This window comes from Rhodanobacter sp. UC4443_H10, assembly GCF_052978325.1.
In genome coordinates this window covers 2,265,021-2,286,418 of record NZ_CM129668.1, presented here as the reverse complement: position 1 = coordinate 2,286,418, position 21,398 = coordinate 2,265,021, and the positions used below count along the sequence as shown (strand labels likewise).

Sequence of the window (21,398 nt, the reverse complement as noted above, 5' to 3'; positions counted from 1 at the left end):
GACAGGCCCGCTTCGGCGGGCCTGTCGCTTTTCCGGAATGCAATTCGCCGTTGCCGATGCGGCGCGAAGATGGCGGCGTGGAATAATCGGGACATCCCCGACCGGAGTTGCCGACGCTTGGACAGCCATCATCTGCTGCAGACGGCCCTGGTGTTCCTGCTCGCCACGGTGATCGCGGTGCCGCTGACCAAGCGCTTTCGCCTCGGCGCGGTGCTCGGCTATCTGCTGGCCGGCGTGGCGATCGGGCCGCAGCTGCTGGGGCTGATCCACGACACCTCGGGCGTGGCGAACATCGCCGAGTTCGGCGTGGTGCTGATGCTGTTCGTGATCGGATTGGAGCTGTCGCCGCAGCGGCTGTGGGTGATGCGGCGCTCGGTGTTCGGCACCGGCATCGCGCAGGTGCTGGCCAGTGGCCTGGCGATCGGCCTGGTCGCGTACTGGCTGTTCGGCCTCAACGGCAAGGCGGCTTTTGTCGTTGGCGGCAGCCTGGCGCTGTCGTCCACCGCGTTCGGCCTGCAGATCCTCGCCGAGCGCAAGGAGGCGGGTTCGGCCTACGGGCGGCACGTGTTCGCCGTGCTGTTGTTCCAGGACCTGGTGGCGATTCCGCTGATCGCCGCCTTGCCGCTGCTGGCGGCGTCCTCGGCTTCGCATGTGGACCTGCTCGGCGTGCTGCGCACGATCGGGGTGATCGTCGGGGTGGTGGTCGGCGGCCGCTACCTGTTGCGCGCGGTGTTCCGTTTCGTGGCCAAGGCCGACTCGGTCGAGGTGTCCACCGCCACCGCCTTGCTGGTGGTGATGGGCGTGGCATGGCTGATGGAACTGGCGGGCCTGTCGGCCACCCTGGGCGCATTTCTGGCTGGCGTGCTGCTGGCCGATTCCGAATACCGGCACGAGATGGAATCGAACATCGAGCCGTTCAAGGGATTGCTGCTGGGGCTGTTCTTCATCAGCGTCGGCATGTCGATGGATCTGTCGCTGCTGTGGCATAGCCCCGGCCTGGTGCTGACCCTGCTGGCGCTGCTGCTGGCGCTGAAGAGTGTCTTGCTGTGGCCGCTGGGACGCTGGCTGTGCGGGCTCAATCGCTCGGACACGCTGCGCCTGCTGGTGCTGCTGGCCGCCGGCGGCGAGTTCGCCTTCGTGGTGTTGCGGCTGGCCACCGAGCAACGCCTGCTCAGCGTCGCGCAACGCGACCTGCTGATGCTGGTGATCGCCCTGAGCATGGCGCTGACACCGCTGCTGGTGGTGTTGGCGGCGAAGGCGCTGGACCTGCGCCCGCGCCAGCCGTCGCGCGAGTTCGACACCATCGATACGGCGCCGCCGCGGGTGATCATCGCCGGCTTCGGCCGCGTCGGCCAGATCATCGCCCGCGTGCTGCGTGCGCAGGGCATTCCGTTCGTGGCGCTGGAGCACTCCGCCGACCAGGTGGATTTCTCGCGCCGTTTCGGCAGCATCAATCTGTTCTTCGGCGACCCGGCGCGGCCGGAACTGCTGCGCGCGGCGCACGCGGCCACCGCGGAAGTCTTCGTGCTGGCCACCGACGACCCGGAGGCGAACCTGCGCACCGCGCGCCTGGTCAAGCGGCAGTATCCGCACCTGAAGATCGTCGCTCGCGCGCGCAACCGCCAGCACGTGTTTCGCCTGCTCGACCTGGGCGTGGACGATCCGGTGCGCGAGACCTTCCATTCCAGCCTCAAGATGACCCGCAAGACGCTGGAGGCACTGGGCCTGTCGCACGAGCTGGCGGTCGATCGTGTCGAGCGCTTCCGCCGCTACGACGAGGACCTGCTGCAGAAGCAGGCGCTGGTCTACGACGACGAGACCAAGCTGATGCAGAGCACCCGCGATGCACTGGTCGACCTGCAGCGGCTGTTCGAGGCCGACGCGGAGCGCACTGCCGAGCGCCAGCGCGAGAAGGGGCCGGTGACGCCGGACAGTCCCGAATAGACGCGGCCGGCGGCTACTCCGCCGGTTGCCGCAGCGTCTGCCGCACGCTGGGGATTGCCTGGTTGCTGCGCGCGCTCAGTTCGTGGGCAATGTCGACGAAGCCGAGTTGGCGAGCCACTTCCGCGGCAGTGCGGCCGAAGGCGTCGGTGGCCTGGCGGTCGGCGCCACGCGAGAGCAGCACGCGGGCCGGGGCGAGCAGCGCGTGCATGGCGCAGGCATGCAGCGCGGTGACGCCGCGCTGGTCGGCATGCGCGACGTGCGCGCCGGCATCGAGCAGCGGCGGTACCAGCGCGCCCAGGTGGGTGGCGTCGCCGTCGCTGCCCGGCGGCAGTTGCGCGCCCAGCAGCAGCAACAGCGGCGTCTTGCCTTCGCGATCGGCGTGATTGATCTCGGCGCCGTGCTTGAGCAGGCCGTCGAACAGGCGGCGGGTGCGCAGGCTGTCGTTGTGTTCAAAGCCGAACTGGGCGGCGGCGTGCAATGCGTTGCGGCCGGAGCTGTCCACCGCCTTGACGTCGGCGCCGGCGGCCAGCAGTTGTTCGGCGATGTCCGGGTAGCCCAGCGCGGCGGCCACCATCAGCGCGGTGGCGTCGTTCGGCAGGCGCTGGTCGACGGCCACCTCGCGCTGCAGCAGCAGGGCCACCAGCGCTTCGCGCCGTGCGCTGACCGCGGCGACCAGGGCGGTGACGCCGCTGTGCGCGGGAAGGCTGGGATCGGCACCGGCGTCGAGCAGGCAGGCGGCCACGTCACGATGACCGGCACCGCAGGCACGCAGCAGCGCGGTGGCGCCCTGCTCGTCGCGGGTGTCGACGGCGAAGCCCAGTTCCAGCAGGCGCTGCACCGCGGCCAGCGCACCGACCGCGGCGGCGGCAGGCAGGTCGGTGCCGCGCAGCGGTCGCTGCGGCAGCGGCCAGTCGCGCCAGTCCAGCCAGCGCTCCAGCGCGGGATGCTCCAGCGCGAGCCCCAGCGGCGTCTCGCCGTGGGTGTCGGCCGCTTCCGGGTCGGCGCCGTGGGCGATCAGGCTGCGCACCAGCGGCAGCGCGGCGGCGCCATGTTCCAGCGCGGCGAACAGCGGCGTGCGCTGCTCCCCGTCGCGGGCGTTGGGATCGCAGCCGCGCGCCAGCAGTGCCTGCAACAGGTCGCCGTGCGCGTAGCGGGTGGCCAGGTGCAGCGGCGTGCGCTGGTTCGCGTCCGTGCCGAACGGGTCGGCGCCGCGCTCGAGCAGGCCAAGCGGCAGCGCGGCGGCCTGGGCTGCGCCCTCGAGCTCCACCAGGGCCGCGGCCAGCAGGCCGCAACCGGCGGGGCTGGCGCCGGCCTGCATCAGATCATCGACCGCTTCGGTGGCATCGGGCAGGCGTTCGAGCAGGGCGTCGAACAGGCGCCGTCCCAGCGGTGCCTGGGTAGGCGCTTCGCCGGTGTCGGGCTCGTCGATGCGCGGTGCCTCCAGCCGGGCCTCGGCGGCGAGGCCGTGGTCCAGCAGCCAGCGCCGCGCCGCGCCCAGCCCGGGCGTGGCCAGTTCCAGATAGAGCCGGGCCAGTTCGGCTTGCGGCCAGGAGCGCACCCGCTCGCCGAAGGCGGAGACGGTGGCCCAGTGGCCGAAGCGCAGCGCGTCGAGCAGGTGTTGCGGCGTGTCGGCGCCTTCGTCCAGCAGATCGTGGCTGAGGTTGGCGGGCAGCGCGGTGTCCGGGTCCAGCAGCGCGACCAGATCCCAGCGCCCGGCGGCGCTGGCGTGGTCGAGTGCGCTGCGGCCGTCGCCGCCGGCGGCCTTGGCATCGGCACCCAGTTCGAGCAGGGCGCGGACGGTGGCGACGTCGGCATGCGGCGACTGGCAGGCCAGGATCAGCGCGTCGCGACCGTGCTGGTCGCGGGCCAGCACGTTGGCCTTGGCCTCGGCCAGCCGCTGCACGATGCCGCTGGCGCCGGCGCGCGCGGCTTCCATCAGCGCGGTAACGCCGTGCTCGTCGGCCAGCCTGACGTCGGCGCCGGCATCGCACAGTGCGCGGGCGATGCGCTCGTGGCCTTCGGCGGCAGCGCCGAGCAAGGCGTGCCGCTGGCGCGCGTCGAGTGCGTTGACGGCGGCGCGGTGCTTGAGCAACAGGGCAACGCCGGTGGGGTCGTCGTCGGCGATGGTGGCGGCGGCGACCAGCGCCGGTTCGCCGCCGGCCGGGGCCGGCTTGGCGCCGCGGTCGAGCAGGAATTTCGCCAGCGGCCAGTTGGCGGCACGGCAGGCGGTGGCCAGCGGGCTCAGGCCGGCCTGGTTGAGCGCGTCGATCGGCGCGGCTGCGTCGAGCAGCATCGCCGCCACGCCGGCGTCGGCGCTGAGCACGGCGCCGTGCAGCGGGGTGTTGCCGTCGGCATCGGTGGCCAGCGGGCTGGCGCCGTTGGCCAGCAGCATCAGCACCGCTTCGGCGCGGCCGTGCCAGCTGTCGCGGGTGGCCGCCAGCAGCGGGGTGAGCCCGCCGCTGGCGCGATTGACGTCGGCGCCGCTGGCGATCAGCGCGCGCAGCAGCCGCGTGTCGGGCAGCAGCGCCGCCAGCATCAGCACCGGGCGCTGGTCGCGATCACCGGGCGGCGGCACAGTGTCGCAGGCAGCACCCACTTCCAGCAGCGCCAGCGCGCGTTCGATGTCGCCGGCGCGGGCGGCGGCGAGCAAGGCGGCCGCCTGTTCGGGTGTGCCGGCGATGCGCTCCGGTTCGCTCAGCACCGGCCGCGGCAATTCAGCGGTCAGCGGATTCGCGTCGGCGCGTCGGCGCGGCGGGTGGCGTTCGCACAGCAACGCGCGCAGGGTGCGGTTGGCGATCACCAGGCAGGCCAGCGGCAAGATCACCAGCGCATAGATCGCCAGCGCCGCCAGGCGCATTTCCTCCGGCAGCATGCCGACCAGCCCGGTCAGCGCGATCGCACTGAAGGCCAGCGCGAGCAGGCACAGCGCGGCCGGCACGAAGTGGGTGAAGAAGCGCTCCTCGCGCGACAGGTGCCGACCGAACGCCATGCTGCGCAGGGTGGCGGTGAAGATCCATGAACCGTCGCGTTGCGGCGGGTAGGCGTCGTCCCACACGAACACCAGCCCGAACGCCGGCCACAGTCGCCACAGCGAGACCAGCGCCAGCACCAGCGCGGCGGCCAGCAGCAGGGCGGCGCTGAGGCTGGGGCTGTGGCTCAGTTGCAGCATCGGCCAGGCCACCAGCACGAATACCAGCACGGTGTAGCCGGTAAACATCACCAGGTGCGCGGCGCCGCGGCGCAGCACGGTGCGCGCGAAGCTCGGTTCCGGATCGAAACCGATCGCGTGGCAAATGGCCGCCATGGTCAGCGCGTTGGCCAGCAGCAGCGGGATCAGGGTCAGCGGATGGGTGGTCAAGCTGGCCAGTGCCACGGCCAGCAAGCCGGGAATGAACCAGGCCAGCGCATGCAGGAAGGGAGGGCGACGGCGGGATTTGGTCTGGGTCATGGCGGCAGTATAGAAATCGTGGACCGTGCAGGCGGTAACCAGGCGTTAACGCGAACGCCATGATGCGCGATTCACTCGTCCCGATCATCCCGCGGCGAGTGCGTGTAGGCGGGGTGGTTGGCGGCGGCCAGCGTTTCCTGCGGCGGCAATTGCAGATGCCAGCCTTGCGTGCGCAGGTGCTCCAGCACTTGGCCAGTGTCCTCCACCGGCAGTTTGCGTTGGAGCGTCAGCTGCACCTCCATCACGAAGCGCAGTTCACCCAACATCAGCGTCAGCGGCTCGGGTAGTACGTCGAACGCGTCGCGTTCGGCCAGCCACAGGTAAGTGTCAGCCTTGGACAGGCTGGCGTAGACGAAGCATTGCATGGCAGCACCGTGGGGGCGGGAGCAAGCGCCGGGGAGGCGAGAGTAGCAGCGCCGGCCGGCGGATCGGCGGGCGGGTTTGTTTGCCGGGCGGAGTTCACTTGTTAGTAATTTGTTGCGAGCGCACTTGCAACGCCTTGTCCGAGAGGGCAAAGTCCAGCGCAGGAAGTTCAAACGTACGTATGAATTTTCCTGTCCGTCTGCCCGACTTAACCGAGTTGACCCAATATCATGCAGGAGCCAGCGATGCACACGTCTTTCCGTACCCTCACGGGCGCTGCCCGTCCACTGGCGCTCGCCGCGCTGAGCATTGCGATCGTGGGCGCCCTGGTTGCGCCGGTGAACGCGGATGCCAGTGCATTCCAGCTCAAGGAGAACAGCGCCAAGGGCCTGGGCCGCGCCTTTGCGGGTTCCGCTACCGCCGGCGGTGATGTCTCGGTGGTGGTCAACAACCCGGCCGCGATGTCCGAGCTGAAGGGCACCTACCTGCAGGCCGACGTCACCGCCATCAACTTCAGCGCCAAGTTCGACGGCAGCGCGCATGACGTGCTGGGTCGCCCGATCAGCGGCGGCAATGGCGGCGATGCCGGCACCACCTTGCCGGTGCCGGCGTTGTTCTTCGCCACCCAGGTCAGCGACCGCGTGCACGTGGGCGGCGGCTTCTCGGTGCCGTTCGGCTTCCAGACCGAGTACGACAAGGACTGGGTCGGCCGTTACCACGGCATCAAGTCCAAGTTCCAGTCGCTGGACGCCACGCTGTCGGCATCGTTCGACGTCACCGACAACTTCAGCCTGGGCGCCAGCTTCATCGCGCAGAAGACCAGCGCCGAGCTGACCAGCGCGGTCAACTTCAACGCCGTGGGCCTGGGCATCCAGCAGGGCATCGGCGCGCAGACCGCCGCCGGCGTCGCGCAGATCCAGGCGGCCATCGCCGCGGGCCAGATTTCGCCGGCGCAGGGTGCGGCGATGATCCAGGCGGCCGTGCAGCAGGGCCAGGCTGCCGCGGCCGGCGTGGCGGCGGTCACGCCTCCGGGCGTGGACGGCTACGCCCGCATCAAGGGCGACGACTGGGGCTACGGCTGGCAGCTGGGCGGCTTCTGGAAGCTGACCCCGAACGACAAGCTGGCGCTGAACTACCGCGCCAAGATCAGCCATCGCCTGCAGGGTACCGGCAACTTCACCACCACGCCGGGCTACGACCTGCTGCTGGCCAACCCGGCGCTGGCCAGCTCGATCCCGCCGTTCTCGCACACCACCGGCACTGCCGACTTCACCACGCCGGCCGTGGCCAGCGCGAGCTACTGGCATCAGGCCGAGAAGTTCGGCGTCGGCGTCGACGTGGCCTACACCAAGTGGGACGTGTTCAAGAACCTGACCGTGAACTACGGCAACTCGCAGCCGCAGACCTCGGAGCCGTACAACTGGCGCAATACCGTCTACGCCTCGATCGGCGGCGACTGGTACCTCAACGACAAGCTGACCCTGCGCGGCGGCGTCGCGGTCGACAGCAGCCCGACCTACGAGAAGACCCGCAGCCCGCGCGTGCCCGACTCGACCCGCAAGATGGCCACCGTCGGCATCGGCTACAAGGCCAGCGAGAACTTCGAGATCAACGCCTCGTATGCGCACATCTTCGTCAACAACGCGCACGTCTCCAACACCAACAGCACGGGCGACACGCTGACCGGCAACTTCGACGACTACGGCAACCTGCTGAGCTTCTCGGCGATGTACAAGTTCTGATGCCGGACCTGCGATAACCGCACAAGAAAACTCCCCGCTTCGGCGGGGAGTTTTTTCATGCGTGAAAGAAATCAGCCGCGACGCAGCAGCAGGTCGAGCAGGCGCCGGAAGCGCTTGCCGTATGGCGGGTTGAGCAGGCCGGCGCCGTTCCAGCGCGCCTGGCGGAACACCGGCTTGAAGTGCGAGAACGTGCGGAAACCCGCCTCGCCGTGATAGCCGCCCATGCCCGAGGCGCCGATGCCGCCGAACGGCAGGCGGTGCTGGGCGATGTGGTACAGGGTGTCGTTGACGCTGACGCCGCCGGCGTGGGTGCGCGCCAGCACGCGGTCGATGCGCGCCGGGTCGTCCTCGAACAGGTACAGCGCCAGCGGATGCGCACGGGCGGCGACGTGCGCGATGGCCTCGTCCAGCGTGTCGTACGGCAGCAGCGGCAGCAGCGGGCCGAAGATCTCCTCGCGCATCACCGCCATGCCGTCGTCGACCTCGGTCAGCAGCTGCGGTGGCAGCAACCGGCGCGCCGGATCTTCCGCGGCTTCGCCCAGCGCGTGTACGCGCGCGCCGGCGGTCTGTGCATCGTCGCGCAGCGCCGTGAGGCGCTGATACTGGCGATCGGAGACGATGCTGGCGTACTGCGCGTTCTGCTGCAGCTGCGGATACATCCGCGCCACCGCCTGGCCGGCCAGCGCGATGAAGTCCGCCATGCGCGCGCGCGGCAGCAGCACGTAGTCCGGCGCGATGCAGGTCTGCCCGGCGTTGAGCAGCTTGCCGACCATGATGCGTTCCACCGCGTGGTCCAGCCGCGCGCCGGGGCCGACGATGGCCGGCGACTTGCCGCCCAGCTCCAGCGTCACCGGGGTGAGATTGGCCGCGGCCGCGCGCATCACGTGGTGACCGACCGCGGTGGAGCCGGTGAACAGCAGGTGGTCGAACGGCAGCGCCGAGAACGCCTGCGCCACGTCCGCGTCGCCGGTCACCACCCGCACTTCGTCGGGCTGGAAATACTTCGTCACCTGCTCGGCGAACAGTGCCGAGAAGCGCGGCGTGAACTCGCTCATCTTCACCATCGCGCGGTTGCCGGCGACCAGCGCGTCGACCAGCGGGCCGACCGCCAGGTACAGCGGATAGTTCCACGGCACGATGATGCCGACCACGCCGCGCGGCTGCGGCCGCAACTCGGTGCGCGCCGGCAGGAACAGCCAGTCGGCCAGGCGCCGGCGCGGCTTCATCCAGCGCCGGCCGTGGGCCAGCGCATGGCGGATCGCCGAGAGGCTGGGGAAGAACTCCAGCAGCTCGGTCTCTTCGCGCGGGCGACAGCCGAAATCGGCATGGATGGCCTCGACCATGCGCTCGCGGTTCTCGCGCAGCAGCGCCTGCAGCGCGCGCAGCCGGGCGGCGCGCACGGTCCACTCGGGCATCGGTTGCGCCCGTTGCGCGGCGCGCAGCAGGCGCAGGCTGTCGGTGAGCGTGGAAACCTGGTCGGTGGTCATGGCATTACTCGGTACGGGTCCTGCAGCATGCACGCAAACGGCGGGCGCCGCCTGCCGGGTCAGAAGCGCGCACGCAGTTCGACGCCCCACATCCGCGGCGGCGTGACGCCGGCGAACGGCGTGCCGAACACGCTGGTGGTGATGTTGTTCACTCCCGTGACGTAGCGCTTGTCGAACACGTTGGTGCCGTAGAGCGCCACGCCCCACTGCTCGCCGGCGGCGCTCCAGTCCAGTCGCACGTCGGTGATCTGGCGTGCCGAGCCGACCCGGAAATTGGGGCTGATCTGGCAGGTGCCCTGCAACTGCGAGTCGTTGTTGCAGCGGGACGGGCCGCGATAGGCGTGGCTGAGGTCGAATTGCAGCGCGCCGTGCGCCACGTCGTGCCAGGTGTAGGCCAGCTGTGCGGCGAACGAATATTTCGGCTCGCCGGTGGGCTGGCCGTCCAGGCTGGCGCCGGAGGGCGCGGTGGCGTTGCGGTAGGTGGCGTCGATGTATGCGCCGTTCACGCCCAGCCGGAACGCCGTGTCTGGCTGCCATTGCAGCTCCACTTCGACGCCGTGGGCCTGCTGGTCGGTGCTCGCCACCAGGTAGCGCGGCACGCCGGAACCGGTGCTGTTGGGATCCAGCGTGAGCGACTGCCGGTTGTCGTAGCGGTAGTAGTAGGCGCTGGCGTTGAGCAGGAGGTTGGGCCCGGGGAACAGCGTCTTGACGCCGGCCTCGTAGTTGATGACCTTCTCCGGCGCGAAGTGCGAGCCGACCTGCACGCTGTTGTAGCCGCCGGCCTTGTAGCCCTTGGTGACCGAGCCGTACACCATCACGTCCGGGCTCAACGTGTAGTCCAGCACCACGCGCGGGCTGAGGTCGTTCCAGGTGTTCCTGCCTTGCACCAGCACGCCCACCGGCGCGCCGCTGGCGGGGTTGAAGATCAGGTTCTGCCGGAACACGTCGGGGTTGACGCCGGCCAGCGCGAGCAGGCCCATCGCGTCGAGCGCGTCGATGGTCTGGTCCAGTTCCGGCGCGCTGCGCTGCGGGTTGAACCACGAGAACCGCTTCTGGTCGCGGGTGTAACGCAGGCCGGTGGTGAGGTTGAGCTTGTCGCCCAGGTGCCAGATCACGTCGCCGTACAAGGCGTATGCCTTGAAGCGGCCCTGGTTTTCGACCTGCTCGCGCCAGGGTGCGCCGAGCACGGTGTAAGGCAGGCCGAACAGTTTCAGCAGCGAATCGAAACCGGCGAAGGTATCGGCGTAGCTGGCGCCGCCCACGTTCAATGCCAGCGTGTCGATGCTGTCAGTGAACACGTCGGTACGACTGGTCTGGCGCGCCTGTTCGCTGTACCAGCTGGTGCCGGCCACCCAGTCGATCAGGTCGGTGCTGCCGGCGAACTTGAACTCCTGGTACCAGCTGTTGTTGTGCTCGATGTTGGCCGTGTCGAGGTAGGTGGTGCGCTGGTTGGTGCCGTCGTAGTCGCCCAGGTTCAGGGTGTCGAAATTGCGCCACGCGGTGGTCGAGGTCAGGCTGCCCCAGCCGAAGCTGTGGTCGACGATCAGGGTGGAGCCGTCGAATCGGCGGGTTTCGGCCGCGCCCACCGCGTCGTTGTAGAGCGGCGCGTGCAGCGGGTTGAGGTACTGCGCCGGGTTGGCCGGATACGGCGGGCTCAGCACGCCCGCGTTCGGGTCCGGCCGCACCGACCACGCCGACGACGGGATCAGGCCGAAGGCGGGCTGCGGCGGCTGCCTGAGCTCCTCGTGATCCCACGACCACAGCACGCGGGTGTTCGGCGTGATGTTCCAGCGGTAGACGCCGCGCGCGCCGCGATCGTTGTCCTGGCCGTAGCGCTTGCCGGTGGCCGCGTCGCGGGCCCAGCCGTCGCTCTGGTTGTCGAACAGGCTGAAGCGCAGCGCCATGTCCGCGTTGAGCGGCAGGTTCAGCAGGAAGTCGCCGTAGCGCTTGCCGTAGTTGCCCAGGCGCACGCGCGCCTTGCCTTCCAGCTTGTCGCTGGGTTCGTTGGTGACGATCGAGATGGCGCCGGCGGCGGCATTGCGGCCGAACAGGGTGCCTTGCGGGCCCTTCAGCACCTCGATGCGCTGGATGTCGTTGAACGCCAGCAGGGCGCCGCCGGAACGCGCGGCATAGACACCATCGATGTAGACGCCGACCGCCGACTCGGTGCCCACGCCGAAGTCGTCGGTGCTGATGCCGCGCAACTGGTAGTTGGGCTGGGTCGGCTGGTTGGCGCTGACTACCAGGCCCGGCACGAACAGGCTCATCTTGCTGAGGTCGGTGGCCGCGAGCGTGTCGATCTGCCGGGCGGTGACGATCTGCAGCGCGATCGGCACCGACTGCATCTGCTGGCTGCGGCTCTGCGCGGTGACGGTGATGGCGCCAAGCTCGGTGGGCCGGTCCGCGTTCGCCGCGGTGGTCGTGGCGGAGGCAGGTGCGGTGCCGTCGGCGCTCGTGTTCGTCTGCGCCGCCAGCGGCGCGCACAGCAGCAGTGCCGTGCCGCCGAACAGCAAGCCGCGCAGCGCGGTCGAAAGTGGACGTTGACGAAGGTTCATGCCGTGCTCCCCGTTGCATGGAATGGCCGCGACCGATGCGTCGCGGCGGTCGTTTGTCGGCTCAGTGCAGCACAGTGCAGGTACCGGGCATGGCCGCGATCCACGCCTTGATCAGCGCGATGGCTTCGTGGTCGGCCGTGCTGCGGCCGATCTCCGGCATCATCGTGCCGGGCTTGGTCGAGGCCAGCCGGTACGGGATGATCGAAGCGTCCGGCTGGCCCGGCACGATGTCGAAGAAATGGTTGCCGGTACCCTGGCCGGCCGCGGTGGGCGGCTTGCAGATGCCCAGCTCGTGGTTCTCCGGGGTGCCGTGGATCAGCGACAGGCCGGTGGTGTTGGCCGCGCCGTTCGGGTTGTGGCAATGCCCGCAGTTGATGTCCAGCCAGGCGCGGGCGCGCGCATCCAGCGGCGCCTTCGGATAGCTGGCATCGACGTCGCGCGGCACCGTGGCCAGCGCCGGCACGCCGGTGAGATAGCCGACCTTGACCAGATGTTCGAGCTGGTTGTGCTCGCCGTCGGCATACGGGTAGTTCTTGTTGATGTGCCGCGCCTTGGGGCCGATCGGATGCACCTTGCGATCGATCCAGTCCTGCGCGTGGCAGCTGGCGCACTGGCTTTCGTCGGGCACCACGTAGTTGAAATCCTCGCGTGCCGGGATGCCGTCCTGCGCGCTGGCGGCGACCAGGGTCAGCGGCAGCACCGCGCCGGTGCGCGCCAGCGTGGCTTCGGTCTGCGCGTCGTTCCACACGTAGGGGATTGCTTCCCAGCCGTTCTGGCGATGCACCAGGATGCGCGTCTCGATCAGTCGCACGTTGGCCATGTCCAGGCCCTGGCCGGCGAAGTCGCGCGAGTAATCCGCGGTGCGCGCCACTTCGCTGAACTTGCCGTCGGCGGTGCGCGGGTAATAGAAAGTCTTGCTGAACACCGTGCCGACCGGAAAGTCGAGCGTGTCCACCGGCTGGTACTTGCCGCTCACGCCCCTGGGCATCCAGATCGTGCGCAGCTTGTGCGCATAGTCGGTGAACAGCGGCGTGTTGAGGTCGTACGGCACCACGCCGTCGTTGAGCTGCAGCTTGCCGTCATGCACCTCGACCACGTGCCAGTCGCTGAGCCTGGCCGGGCGGCCTTCGGCATGGAACGCCACTGGCTGCATGCCGCGCTGGCAGCCGGCCAGCAGCAACGCGAGCAGCAGCAGCGCGAAACCCTGCAGGAGCGCACCTTGTGCGCGATGCCTTCGGGTGGCGTGGCGGAGAGCATCACGCACAGGGCGCGCTCCTGCGGAGACCGAAAATACCCGGAACATTCCTCAGACCTTCGGCTCGGGATTCAAGGTCACCGGGGGCAGGCTGGGCAGCGTGCATTCGTACGGCTTCATGTCCTTGCTGGGGTTCTTGTAGTCGTGCGGGCCGTCGGCGTTGATCACGCCGTTGACGCCCTGGATGCAGATGCGGTCGTTCGCCGGCGGCAGGCCGTCTACCAGGTTCTTCGTGTCGACGTAGCCATCCCACAACACGTCGGGGAAGTTGCCGCCGAGGCCGTACATCGCGGTCTTCAGCGCCTTCAGCTTGAGCCCGTCCGGTGAATCGCCACCGCCCTTGAGGCGGTTGTCGTGCACGTAGATCGCCTTCGGGTACGGGTTGTAGTTCGCCGCCACGCCGCGGGTGTTGTAGTAGTTGGTGGAGAAGTAACTGGCGATGATGATGTTGGCGGTCCGGTTGTCGGCGATGTCGTTGTCGAAGATCTCCACCTTGTCGTTGGAGTTGATCACCACGCCCGAACCCGCCGGCACGCTGGCCACCGCCGCGCCCTTGGCGGCGAAGTTGTCCAGGTTGTTGGCGATCACCTTGTTCCTGAACACCCGCGTGCTGTGGCCTTCCTTGGACAGGTTGGGCATGTTGAACACCAGGATGCCGCCGGTGTTCTGCGTGGTGGTGTTGCCGTAGACGTCGGCGCGGGTGGAGTTCTCCACCTCGATGCCGGCCACGTTGTGTTCGGCGCGGTTGTTGCGCACGATGATGTTGTCCGACTGGCCGACGTAGATGCCGGCATCGGAGGCGCCGATCACCACCGAGTCCTCGATCAGCACGTTCTGCGTCTTCACCGGGTACAGGCCGTAGGCGCCGTTGGTGGTCTTCGGGCCGTCGGTCCACTCCACGCGCACGCCGTGGATGGTGATGTTGCTGCCCTGGTTGATCTTCAGCGCATCACCCTTGGTGTCCTCGATCGCCAGGTTCTCGATGGTGAAATCGCTGGCATTGACCAGCAGGCCCTCGGGGCCGACCACCTGGCCCTTGAACGAGAGCACGGTCTTGTCCATGCCGGCGCCGCGGATGGTGACGCCGTCGGTGCGGAGGCTCAGCCCGCGCTTGAGGTGGTAGTGGCCGGCGGGGATCTCGATCACGCTGCCGGGCTTGGCGTCCAGCAGTTGCTCCTGCAGCTTGGCCTCGAAACCGTTGTCGGCGGCGGTTTGCGACGGCGCCTCGTGCTTGCCGCAACCGGCCAGCGTCGCGGCCAGTGCAATGGTGATGAGCAGTGTGCGCATGGTTGGATTCCCCCGTGGAAGTGCCGGCGTCGCGATGACTCCGACTCTCGCCCATTCCGCCGCCCGTGGGGAGGGCAAAGCGGCCAGCCGATGGGGGGGAAAGCGGCCGGATTGATCAGCGCGGGCGCCGCGCCTCCTGCGGCGGCATGCCCGTCCAGCGCTTGAACGCGCGCCGGAATTCACGCGGGTCGCTGAAGCCCACTGCGCTGCCGACGTCGGCCACGCTCAACGCGCCCGCCTGCAGCAGCTGCAGCGCGCGCTCGGCGCGCACGCGATCATGGATCTCGCGGAAGATCCGCCCGCTCTCGGCCAGCTTGCGGCGCAGCGAGCGCTCGCTCAGGTTCAATGTGCGCGCGACTTCGTCGAGCCTGGGTTGCTGCGCCAGGCGGCTGCGCAGCAGGCGCTCCACCGCGGCGACGATCTCCTGATGCGGCTCGCCACCGTCAGGCGTGCGTTGCTGCGCGCACAACGCCAGCGCCTGCTTCGCGGTCAGCGGGTTGTAGCCGGGCAGCGGATGGGGCAGCCACTGCACGTCGATCAGCAGCCGGCAACGCGGTGCGTCGAAGCGCGACTCGCAGCCGAACAGGGCATCGTATTCGTCGGCGTAGGCCGGTCGCGGATAGGCCAGCTCCAGCCGCTGCGGACGCAGCTCCGGGCCGACCAGCTCGCGCGCGATCAGGGTCGAACTTGCAAACAGCTCTTCGCAGAAGAACGGCAGCAGTTCGCTGTCCTCGAACAGCGGCAGGGCCACCATCGCCACGGTGCGCTCGTCCACCGCCTCGAACGAGAGGTCGAGCAGGCAGCCGCAGATCTTGTGGTGCGCGATGCCCGCCTGCATCGCCTCGCCGAAGGTGCGCGAGGTCATCATCGCCAACCCGAGCAGGCCGAAGCCGCCGACGGTGCCTTCGCGGCCGATGCGCAGGCCGGCGTCCGCCACCCCCGCCGCGCGCAGTGCCGCCAGCGCCCGCCGCACGAAACCGGAAGCCTGGCGATACGACACGCGCAGCGCAGGGTCCGCCAGCTGCGTGCGGCTGAGCGCCAGACCGGCGAACCAGCCGCGGCAGTCGATGCCGCAGGCATCGGCGAGCTGGGTCAGGTACAACAGCTTGTTGGTCGGGAACTCCGCGGCGGTGTAGCGCGGATCGTCCGTCGCCGCTGCCGTCGCCGCGGAGGAATGCAGGCCGATCATGCCGGCGGGTCGTGCCATGGTGCCGATGCTCCGACGCAGGCAGGCCGCGACGGCCTGCAGTCCGGGCTTTCTAACATGGCGGGACCTACACCAGCTTGCGCGGTGCACAAGGAGCCATGATTCGAGAAAGTGCCGTGCCCCTCGTTCTCTCGAACGACGTGGTCGGTAACGAAAGCTTTGCTCCTTCTCCCCCGACAGTTTCATCGCTGGGGGAGAGGGCTGGGGTGAGAGGGCTAGCCTTCGCGGCGAAATTCGTCGAAGAACGCGTGGTCGATCTCGTAAACCATCTTCGGCTTCACGCCGATCAGTTTGTCCTGGAACAGGTCGACCAGTTGTTCGCCATCGATCAGTTCGATCGGCACCACGCCGTCGCGTGTGGCCTCTGCCTCGGCGTCCGGAGTGAAGCGCCCGGTGGTGATGAAAACTCCCTTCTCGGCCCGACCGAGCAAGGCATTGCGAAACTCGCCCACGGCACTGCGCGCGACAGTGTCCTTGTAGCGCTTGGCTTGGAATGCCACGCGTAGGCTGACGAACGGGCTGAGGCGCAACAGACCATAGCCGTCGATGCCGCCGTCGCGCGAACGCTGGGTGATCTCGACTTCCTCGAACCCATGCTCGCGCAACAGGCGGCCGCAGATCAGTTCAAAGCCGTAGGGCGGCAGGGATTTGAGAATGCCAAGTAGATCGAGGTCTTGCGATTCCCCGGGTAGTTCCGTGTCGACCAAGTCGGGTTCGAGATGCGCCCCCGGTGTCATCGTTTGCTTGCGTTCGACTTGTTGGATCTTTACCCGGTTGAGAAAGATGGCCCGCTGGGCGTCTTCATCAAGATGGGTCTTCCAGCCAAGCGGGCTGAGGGTCCAGATGCCGCGTCTGCTGTCATCTAGCAAGCCTTCCCATACCAAGTACTGGCGGGCCCATTGCACTTGGTTATGAAAGCGATTTGCGCCCGACTTGAGGGTGGCTTCAGTGACTTCGGTCGGCAGCCGCAGTTCCCGCGCGATCCACCGGGATACTTCCTGTGGTTTGGCAGAACCGCCAAGCGCACGCAGACAGTCGAGGAGTGGCCCCATCCAGCGGGTGACTTCGGCCTGTCCTTTCCTTTGTTTCGTCATGCGTACACTCCATGCAATGGCATGAAACGTACTCGCTACATCGTTTGCGTGGCAATGGCGAAGAGCTTCCCCCCTCACCCCAACCCTCTCCCCCAAGCGGGGCTTGGGGGAGAGGGAGCCGGATGCCGGGCTCTTTCGAATCCCGAATCCCTATTCCCCGATCGTCAGCAGCGAGGCGTTGCCGCCCGATGCCGTGGTGTTGATGGTCAGCGTGCGTTCGCCGGCGAAGCGCAGCAGGTAGTGCGGACCGCCGGCCTTGGGACCGGTGCCGGACAGGCCTTCGCCACCGAACGGCTGCACGCCGACCACCGCGCCGATCTGGTTGCGGTTGACGTAGCAGTTGCCGACGCGGGCGTGCTGGCTGATGTAGTGCACGGTGGCGTCGATCCGGCTGTGCACGCCGAGGGTGAGGCCGTAGCCGGTGCTGTTGATCTCGTCGACGACGTTCTTCAGTTCGCTGGCCTTGAAGCGGATCAGGTGCAGCACCGGGCCGAACACCTCGCGCTTGAGCACCGACAGCGAGGGAATCTCGTACGCGCGCGGCGCGAAGAAGGTGCCGTGCGCGGTGGCGGCCGGGTCCATCGGCGCTTCGGCGATCTTCTTCGCCTCCTTGTCCATGCGTTCGGCGTGGGCCACCAGGATCGCCCTGGCATCCTCATCGATGACCGGGCCGACGTCGGTCGACAGCAGGCCCGGGTCGCCCACCTTCAGCTCGGCCATCGCGCCGGCGAGCATGTCGATCACCTTGTCGGCGATGTCTTCCTGGATGTACAGCACGCGTGCCGCCGAGCAGCGCTGGCCGGCGGACTGGAAGGCCGAGGCGATCACGTCCTTGACGATCTGCTCGGGCAGCGCGGAGGAGTCGGCGATCATCGCGTTCTGGCCGCCGGTCTCGGCCACCAGCACGGCGATCTGCGCGTCGCGCGCCGCCAGCGCGCGGTTGATCGCCCACGCGGTTTCGGTGGCGCCGGTGAACACCACGCCGGCCACGCGCGGGTCGCGGGTGAGCGCGGCGCCCACCGTGGGGCCGTCACCCGGGACGAACTGCAGCACCTCCTTCGGCACGCCGGCCTCGTGCAGCAGCTGCGTGGCGAGATGGCCGATCAGGCTGGTCTGTTCGGCCGGCTTGGCGATCACCGTGTTGCCCGCCGCCAGTGCGGCGCTGACCTGGCCGATGAAGATCGCCAGCGGGAAGTTCCACGGGCTGATGCCCACGAACACGCCGCGACCGCCCAGGTACAACTGGTTGGTCTCGCCGGTGGGGCCGGGCAGTTGCTCGGGTTCGGCGAACAGGCGGCGCGCCATGGTGGCGTAGTAGCGCAGGAAGTCGGCCGCCTCGCGCACTTCGGCGATCGCGTCGGGCAGGCTCTTGCCTGCCTCGCGCACGCACAGCGCGATGAACTCGGCGCGGCGCGCCTCCAGCTGGTCGGCGGCGAATTCGAGCATGGCGGCGCGATTGGCCACCGGCAGGTTGTTCCAGCGGTCCTGCGCAGCCGCCGCGTTGGCCATCGCCCGATCGACGGTGGCCTGGTCGGCGCTGAGGTAGCTGCCGATGATGCGGCGGCGGTCGGACGGATCGGTGACCTGCACCGTGGGGCCCTGGCTGCTGGCGCCGGGCACCAACGGGCCGGCGGCCCACGGGCCCTGCTGCGCGTTGACCGCGGCGGCGAGGTCGTTCAGTTCGTTGTCGTTGGCAAAGTTGACGCCCATGGAATTCTTCCGAAGTTCACCGTAGAGATTGGCCGGCAGCGGGATGCGCGGGTGCGGGATGTGATCGAACGCGCGCACCGTCTCGCAGGGGTCGGCCACCAGCTCGCGCGCGGGCACGTCCTCGTCCACCACGCGGTTGACGAAGCTGGTGTTGGCGCCGTTCTCGAGCAGGCGGCGCACCAGGTAGGGCAGCAGGTCCTCGTGCGAGCCGACCGGCGCATACACGCGGCAGGGCACGTTGAAGCTCTGCTTGCCGATCACCTCGGCATACAGGTCGCTGCCCATGCCGTGCAGGCGCTGGAACTCGAACGGCCGGCCCTGCGCGATGTGGTGCACGGCGGCGATGGTGTGCGCGTTGTGGGTGGCGAACTGCGGATAGATCAGGTTGCCGCCCGCGTTGAACAGGCGCCGCGCGCAGGCCAGATAGGAGACGTCGGTATTCGGCTTGCGGGTGAACACCGGGTAGCCGCCCAGGCCCTGCTCCTGCGCCTTCTTGATCTCGGCGTCCCAGTAGGCACCCTTGACCAGCCGCACGTACCAGCGCCGGCCGCTGGCCAGTGCTGTCTCCACCAGCCAGTCGATCACGAACGGCGTGCGCTTGGCGTACGCCTGCACCACGATGCCCAGGCCGTTCCAGCCTTCCAGCGAGGGGTGCGCGAAGACATCGCCGATCACGTCCAGCGACAGCTCCAGCCGGTCGGCCTCCTCGGCGTCGACCGACAGCGCGATGCCGTGCTTCATCGCCAGCTGTGACAGCTCCAGCAGCTTTTCGGTGAGCGCCTGGTGCGCCCGTGCGCGCTGGGCCACTTCGTAGCGCGGGAACAGCGCCGACAATTTCACCGAGATCGACGGCGCGTCGGTGTGGTTTGCATACGGGCCGCGCGCGCCCAGCGCGGCGATCGCGTTGCGGTAATCCTGCTGGTAGCGCTCGGCGGTGTCTGCGGTCAACGCCGACTCGCCCAGCATGTCGAAGGAGTAGCGGAACACCGCGTTCTCCTTCTTCAGGCTGCGGTCGAGCGCTTCCTCGATATCGCGGCCCATCACGAACTGGTGGCCCATGATGCGCATGGCCTGGCGCACCGCCGCGCGGATCGCGGGGTCGCCCACGCGGGCGACCAGCCGGCGCAGTGCGCCGTTGAAATCGTCGCCGCTGCCATCGGCCAGGTTGACCAGCCGGCCGGTGAGCAGCAGGCCCCAGGTGGAGGCGTTGACCAGCAGCGATTCGCTGCGGCCCAGATGCTTGCGCCAGTTGGCGTCGCCGAGCTTGTCGCGGATCAGCTTGTCGGTGGTGGTCTTGTCCGGGATGCGCAGCAGCGCCTCGGCCACGCACATCAGCAGGATGCCTTCCTCGCTGGACAGGTCGTACTGGCGCATGAAGGACTCGACCACGCTCTGGTCCTTCGCCCGCGCACGCACGCGGGTGACCAGCGCGGCAGCGCGATCGACTACCTGTTCGCGTTCCTCCGCCGGCAGCGCAGCCTGGTCGAGCAGGTCGTTCACCGCTTCGGTCTCGTCGCGCAGCCAGGCAGCAGTGATGCGCGCGCGCGCGGGTGTGGTTCGAGCGGGCAGCTCGGGACTCAGGATGGGTGAGGTCACGGTCGTGTCGGTGCCGGTCGTGGGGGATGGAATAAACCCGCAATTGTACGCTTCGTGCCCGGCCGTGGGGACGCGCCGCCACGCGCGAAAATCCGCCTCGGGCAGGGTGATCTGCCGCACGGGCGCGAATGGCTTGCGGTGCCTGTCGAGGTGACGGGTCGCGTTGATCGAAGTCAATCGGGTGCGACATTCTTGCCCACTGCGCCGCCGCGGCCTATCATTCCGGCAGTTCCAGGCACGCCGGATCTCCATGATCGTGCTTCGACCAGCCAGCGCCGGCTTGCCCTGCGTGACGATGTGGCTCAAGCCCAATCGCTCGCTCAGCCGCCGCGGCCTGCGTCGACTGATCGTGGTTCTGGTGGCATTGGCGCTGACAACGGCAGAACTGGGGGCGTGGCAGGGGAACGTGTTTGCTCCGCTGTTTGCCCTGGTGGAATCCGCCGCCATGGCCATCGCGTTGAGCGTGGCCTGGCGGGCCGGCGACCGCTGCGAGCGCATCACTCTCGACGAATCGTCGCTGGAGGTGCAGTCGCTGCCGGGCCGGCGTTGCACTCGCTTCCAGTCTTGCTGGGTGCGCGTGCGGCTGGATACCGGCAATGGACGCCTGGTGTTGACATCGCACGGCCGCGATCTGGAGATCGGCGCGTTTCTGGCGGCAACGGAACGCGTCGAGCTGGCGAAGCGACTCAGGGTGCTGCTGGCCGGCTCGACCGGAACGTGGCGCAAACAGCAATGACAAAGGTGCAAGACATGACATCTGGCGGGATCAGGCGATCAATCATGGCGACGGCGGGCCTTGCCCTTGCGACGTTCGGCGGTGCCGTGCAGGCGAATCCGCATCCATGGCAGCTGAACATGGAGCGCGGCGCGAGCACCTGGTCGCACGTCCCCTACGATCTGAACAACATCTCGCTGTGGGTTTGCGTGGTGATCGGCGTGCTGGTGTTCGGCGCCATGTTCGTCGCGATGTTCCGCTTCCGCAAATCGCGCGGCGCGGTGGCCGAGAAGTGGGCGCACAACACCGTGCTGGAAGTGGTCTGGACCACGATTCCGGTGCTGATCCTGATCACCCTGGCCTACCTCGCCACCGGCGGCCTCACCAGCTGGGCCGATACCACCGGCTCGCAGATGACGGTGAAGGTCACCGGCTACCAGTGGAAGTGGCGCTACGACTACGTCAGCTACATGGGCAAGCCGATCGACAAGGTCGGCTTCATGTCCAGGCTGGACAAGCAGAGCGACGACACCCGCCAGCTCGATTCGGGCATGGACCCGTATGCGGTCAAGGTGGGCGACGAGCAGACCTACCTGCTCAACGTCGATAAGCCGCTGGTGGTGCCGGTCGACACCAAGATCCGCTTCATCATCACCGGCGGCGACGTGATCCATTCGTGGTGGGTGCCGGCGCTGGGCTGGAAGCTCGACGCGATCCCCGGCATTGTCAACGCGGCCTGGACCAACATCAAGGAGCCGGGCACGTACCGCGGCCAGTGCGCCGAGCTGTGCGGCCAGGACCACGGCTTCATGCCGATCGTGGTGGTGGCCAAGTCGAAGGCGGACTTCGCCAAGTGGCTGGCCGAGCAGGAAGCCGCTTCCGGCAAGTCCCTGCCGCCCCCCGCGCCGATTGACGCGGGCACGGCGGCCACTGCCGCGGCGACCACTCCGCCGGGCTGAGCCCGACCCCATCCGCGTTTTCGTTGCAGTCGCATT

At 68.5% G+C, this 21,398-nt stretch carries 13 protein-coding genes; 4 read left to right on the top strand and 9 right to left on the bottom strand.

Annotation, left to right across the window (positions count from 1 at the left end):
- Window positions 1-117: 117 nt before the first annotated feature.
- Complete coding sequence (locus ACVCMB_RS10515) at window positions 118-1,944, top strand: monovalent cation:proton antiporter-2 (CPA2) family protein (RefSeq protein ID WP_395120398.1); 1,827 nt, start codon at window positions 118-120, stop codon at window positions 1,942-1,944.
- Between the two features lie 13 nt (window positions 1,945-1,957).
- Here ACVCMB_RS10515 and ACVCMB_RS10510 read toward each other — a convergent pair whose 3' ends face one another.
- Together ACVCMB_RS10510 and ACVCMB_RS10505 are read right to left on the bottom strand one after the other, a co-directional pair.
- On the bottom strand, window positions 1,958-5,392 hold the full coding sequence (locus ACVCMB_RS10510; protein WP_447106873.1) for an ankyrin repeat domain-containing protein: 3,435 nt from the start codon (window positions 5,390-5,392) through the stop codon (window positions 1,958-1,960).
- A 71-nt stretch (window positions 5,393-5,463) separates the two neighbouring features.
- Complete coding sequence (locus tag ACVCMB_RS10505; RefSeq protein WP_447097911.1) at window positions 5,464-5,757, bottom strand: YcgL domain-containing protein; 294 nt, start codon at window positions 5,755-5,757, stop codon at window positions 5,464-5,466.
- Between the two features lie 243 nt (window positions 5,758-6,000).
- Between ACVCMB_RS10505 and ACVCMB_RS10500 the strand changes: the two genes are divergently transcribed.
- Window positions 6,001-7,497: an OmpP1/FadL family transporter gene (locus ACVCMB_RS10500; protein WP_395120395.1), complete on the top strand. Its 1,497-nt coding sequence runs from the start codon at window positions 6,001-6,003 to the stop codon at window positions 7,495-7,497.
- A 71-nt stretch (window positions 7,498-7,568) separates the two neighbouring features.
- Here the strand turns inward: ACVCMB_RS10500 and ACVCMB_RS10495 are convergent, their stop codons facing one another.
- From ACVCMB_RS10495 to putA, 7 genes are all read right to left on the bottom strand, one after another.
- Window positions 7,569-8,984 (bottom strand): coniferyl aldehyde dehydrogenase, encoded by a 1,416-nt coding sequence (locus tag ACVCMB_RS10495; RefSeq protein WP_447106872.1) that lies wholly within the window; start codon window positions 8,982-8,984, stop codon window positions 7,569-7,571.
- Window positions 8,985-9,043: 59 nt separating this feature from the next.
- A complete protein-coding gene (locus tag ACVCMB_RS10490) occupies window positions 9,044-11,539 on the bottom strand; it encodes a TonB-dependent receptor (RefSeq protein WP_447106871.1) in 2,496 nt (831 codons plus the stop codon).
- Between the two features lie 61 nt (window positions 11,540-11,600).
- Window positions 11,601-12,803 (bottom strand): SO2930 family diheme c-type cytochrome, encoded by a 1,203-nt coding sequence (locus ACVCMB_RS10485; protein ID WP_447106870.1) that lies wholly within the window; start codon window positions 12,801-12,803, stop codon window positions 11,601-11,603.
- A gap of 42 nt (window positions 12,804-12,845) precedes the next feature.
- Complete coding sequence (locus tag ACVCMB_RS10480) at window positions 12,846-14,081, bottom strand: parallel beta-helix domain-containing protein (protein ID WP_447106869.1); 1,236 nt, start codon at window positions 14,079-14,081, stop codon at window positions 12,846-12,848.
- 115 nt (window positions 14,082-14,196) lie between these two features.
- Window positions 14,197-15,288 carry an AraC family transcriptional regulator gene (locus ACVCMB_RS10475; RefSeq protein ID WP_447106868.1) on the bottom strand — a complete coding sequence of 364 codons (1,092 nt, stop codon included), beginning with the start codon at window positions 15,286-15,288 and terminating at the stop codon, window positions 14,197-14,199.
- 215 nt (window positions 15,289-15,503) lie between these two features.
- A complete protein-coding gene (locus ACVCMB_RS10470; protein ID WP_395120389.1) occupies window positions 15,504-16,382 on the bottom strand; it encodes a restriction endonuclease in 879 nt (292 codons plus the stop codon).
- A 150-nt stretch (window positions 16,383-16,532) separates the two neighbouring features.
- Entirely contained in the window at window positions 16,533-19,688 is a 3,156-nt protein-coding gene (gene putA / locus ACVCMB_RS10465) for a bifunctional proline dehydrogenase/L-glutamate gamma-semialdehyde dehydrogenase PutA (RefSeq protein ID WP_447097918.1), read from the bottom strand.
- Between the two features lie 295 nt (window positions 19,689-19,983).
- Here putA and ACVCMB_RS10460 point away from each other — a divergent pair, with 295 nt between their 5' ends.
- Together ACVCMB_RS10460 and coxB are read left to right on the top strand one after the other, a co-directional pair.
- Entirely contained in the window at window positions 19,984-20,424 is a 441-nt protein-coding gene (locus ACVCMB_RS10460; protein WP_395121268.1) for a DUF2244 domain-containing protein, read from the top strand.
- A 14-nt stretch (window positions 20,425-20,438) separates the two neighbouring features.
- On the top strand, window positions 20,439-21,362 hold the full coding sequence (gene coxB / locus ACVCMB_RS10455; protein ID WP_395120387.1) for a cytochrome c oxidase subunit II: 924 nt from the start codon (window positions 20,439-20,441) through the stop codon (window positions 21,360-21,362).
- The last annotated feature ends 36 nt before the right edge of the window (window positions 21,363-21,398 follow it).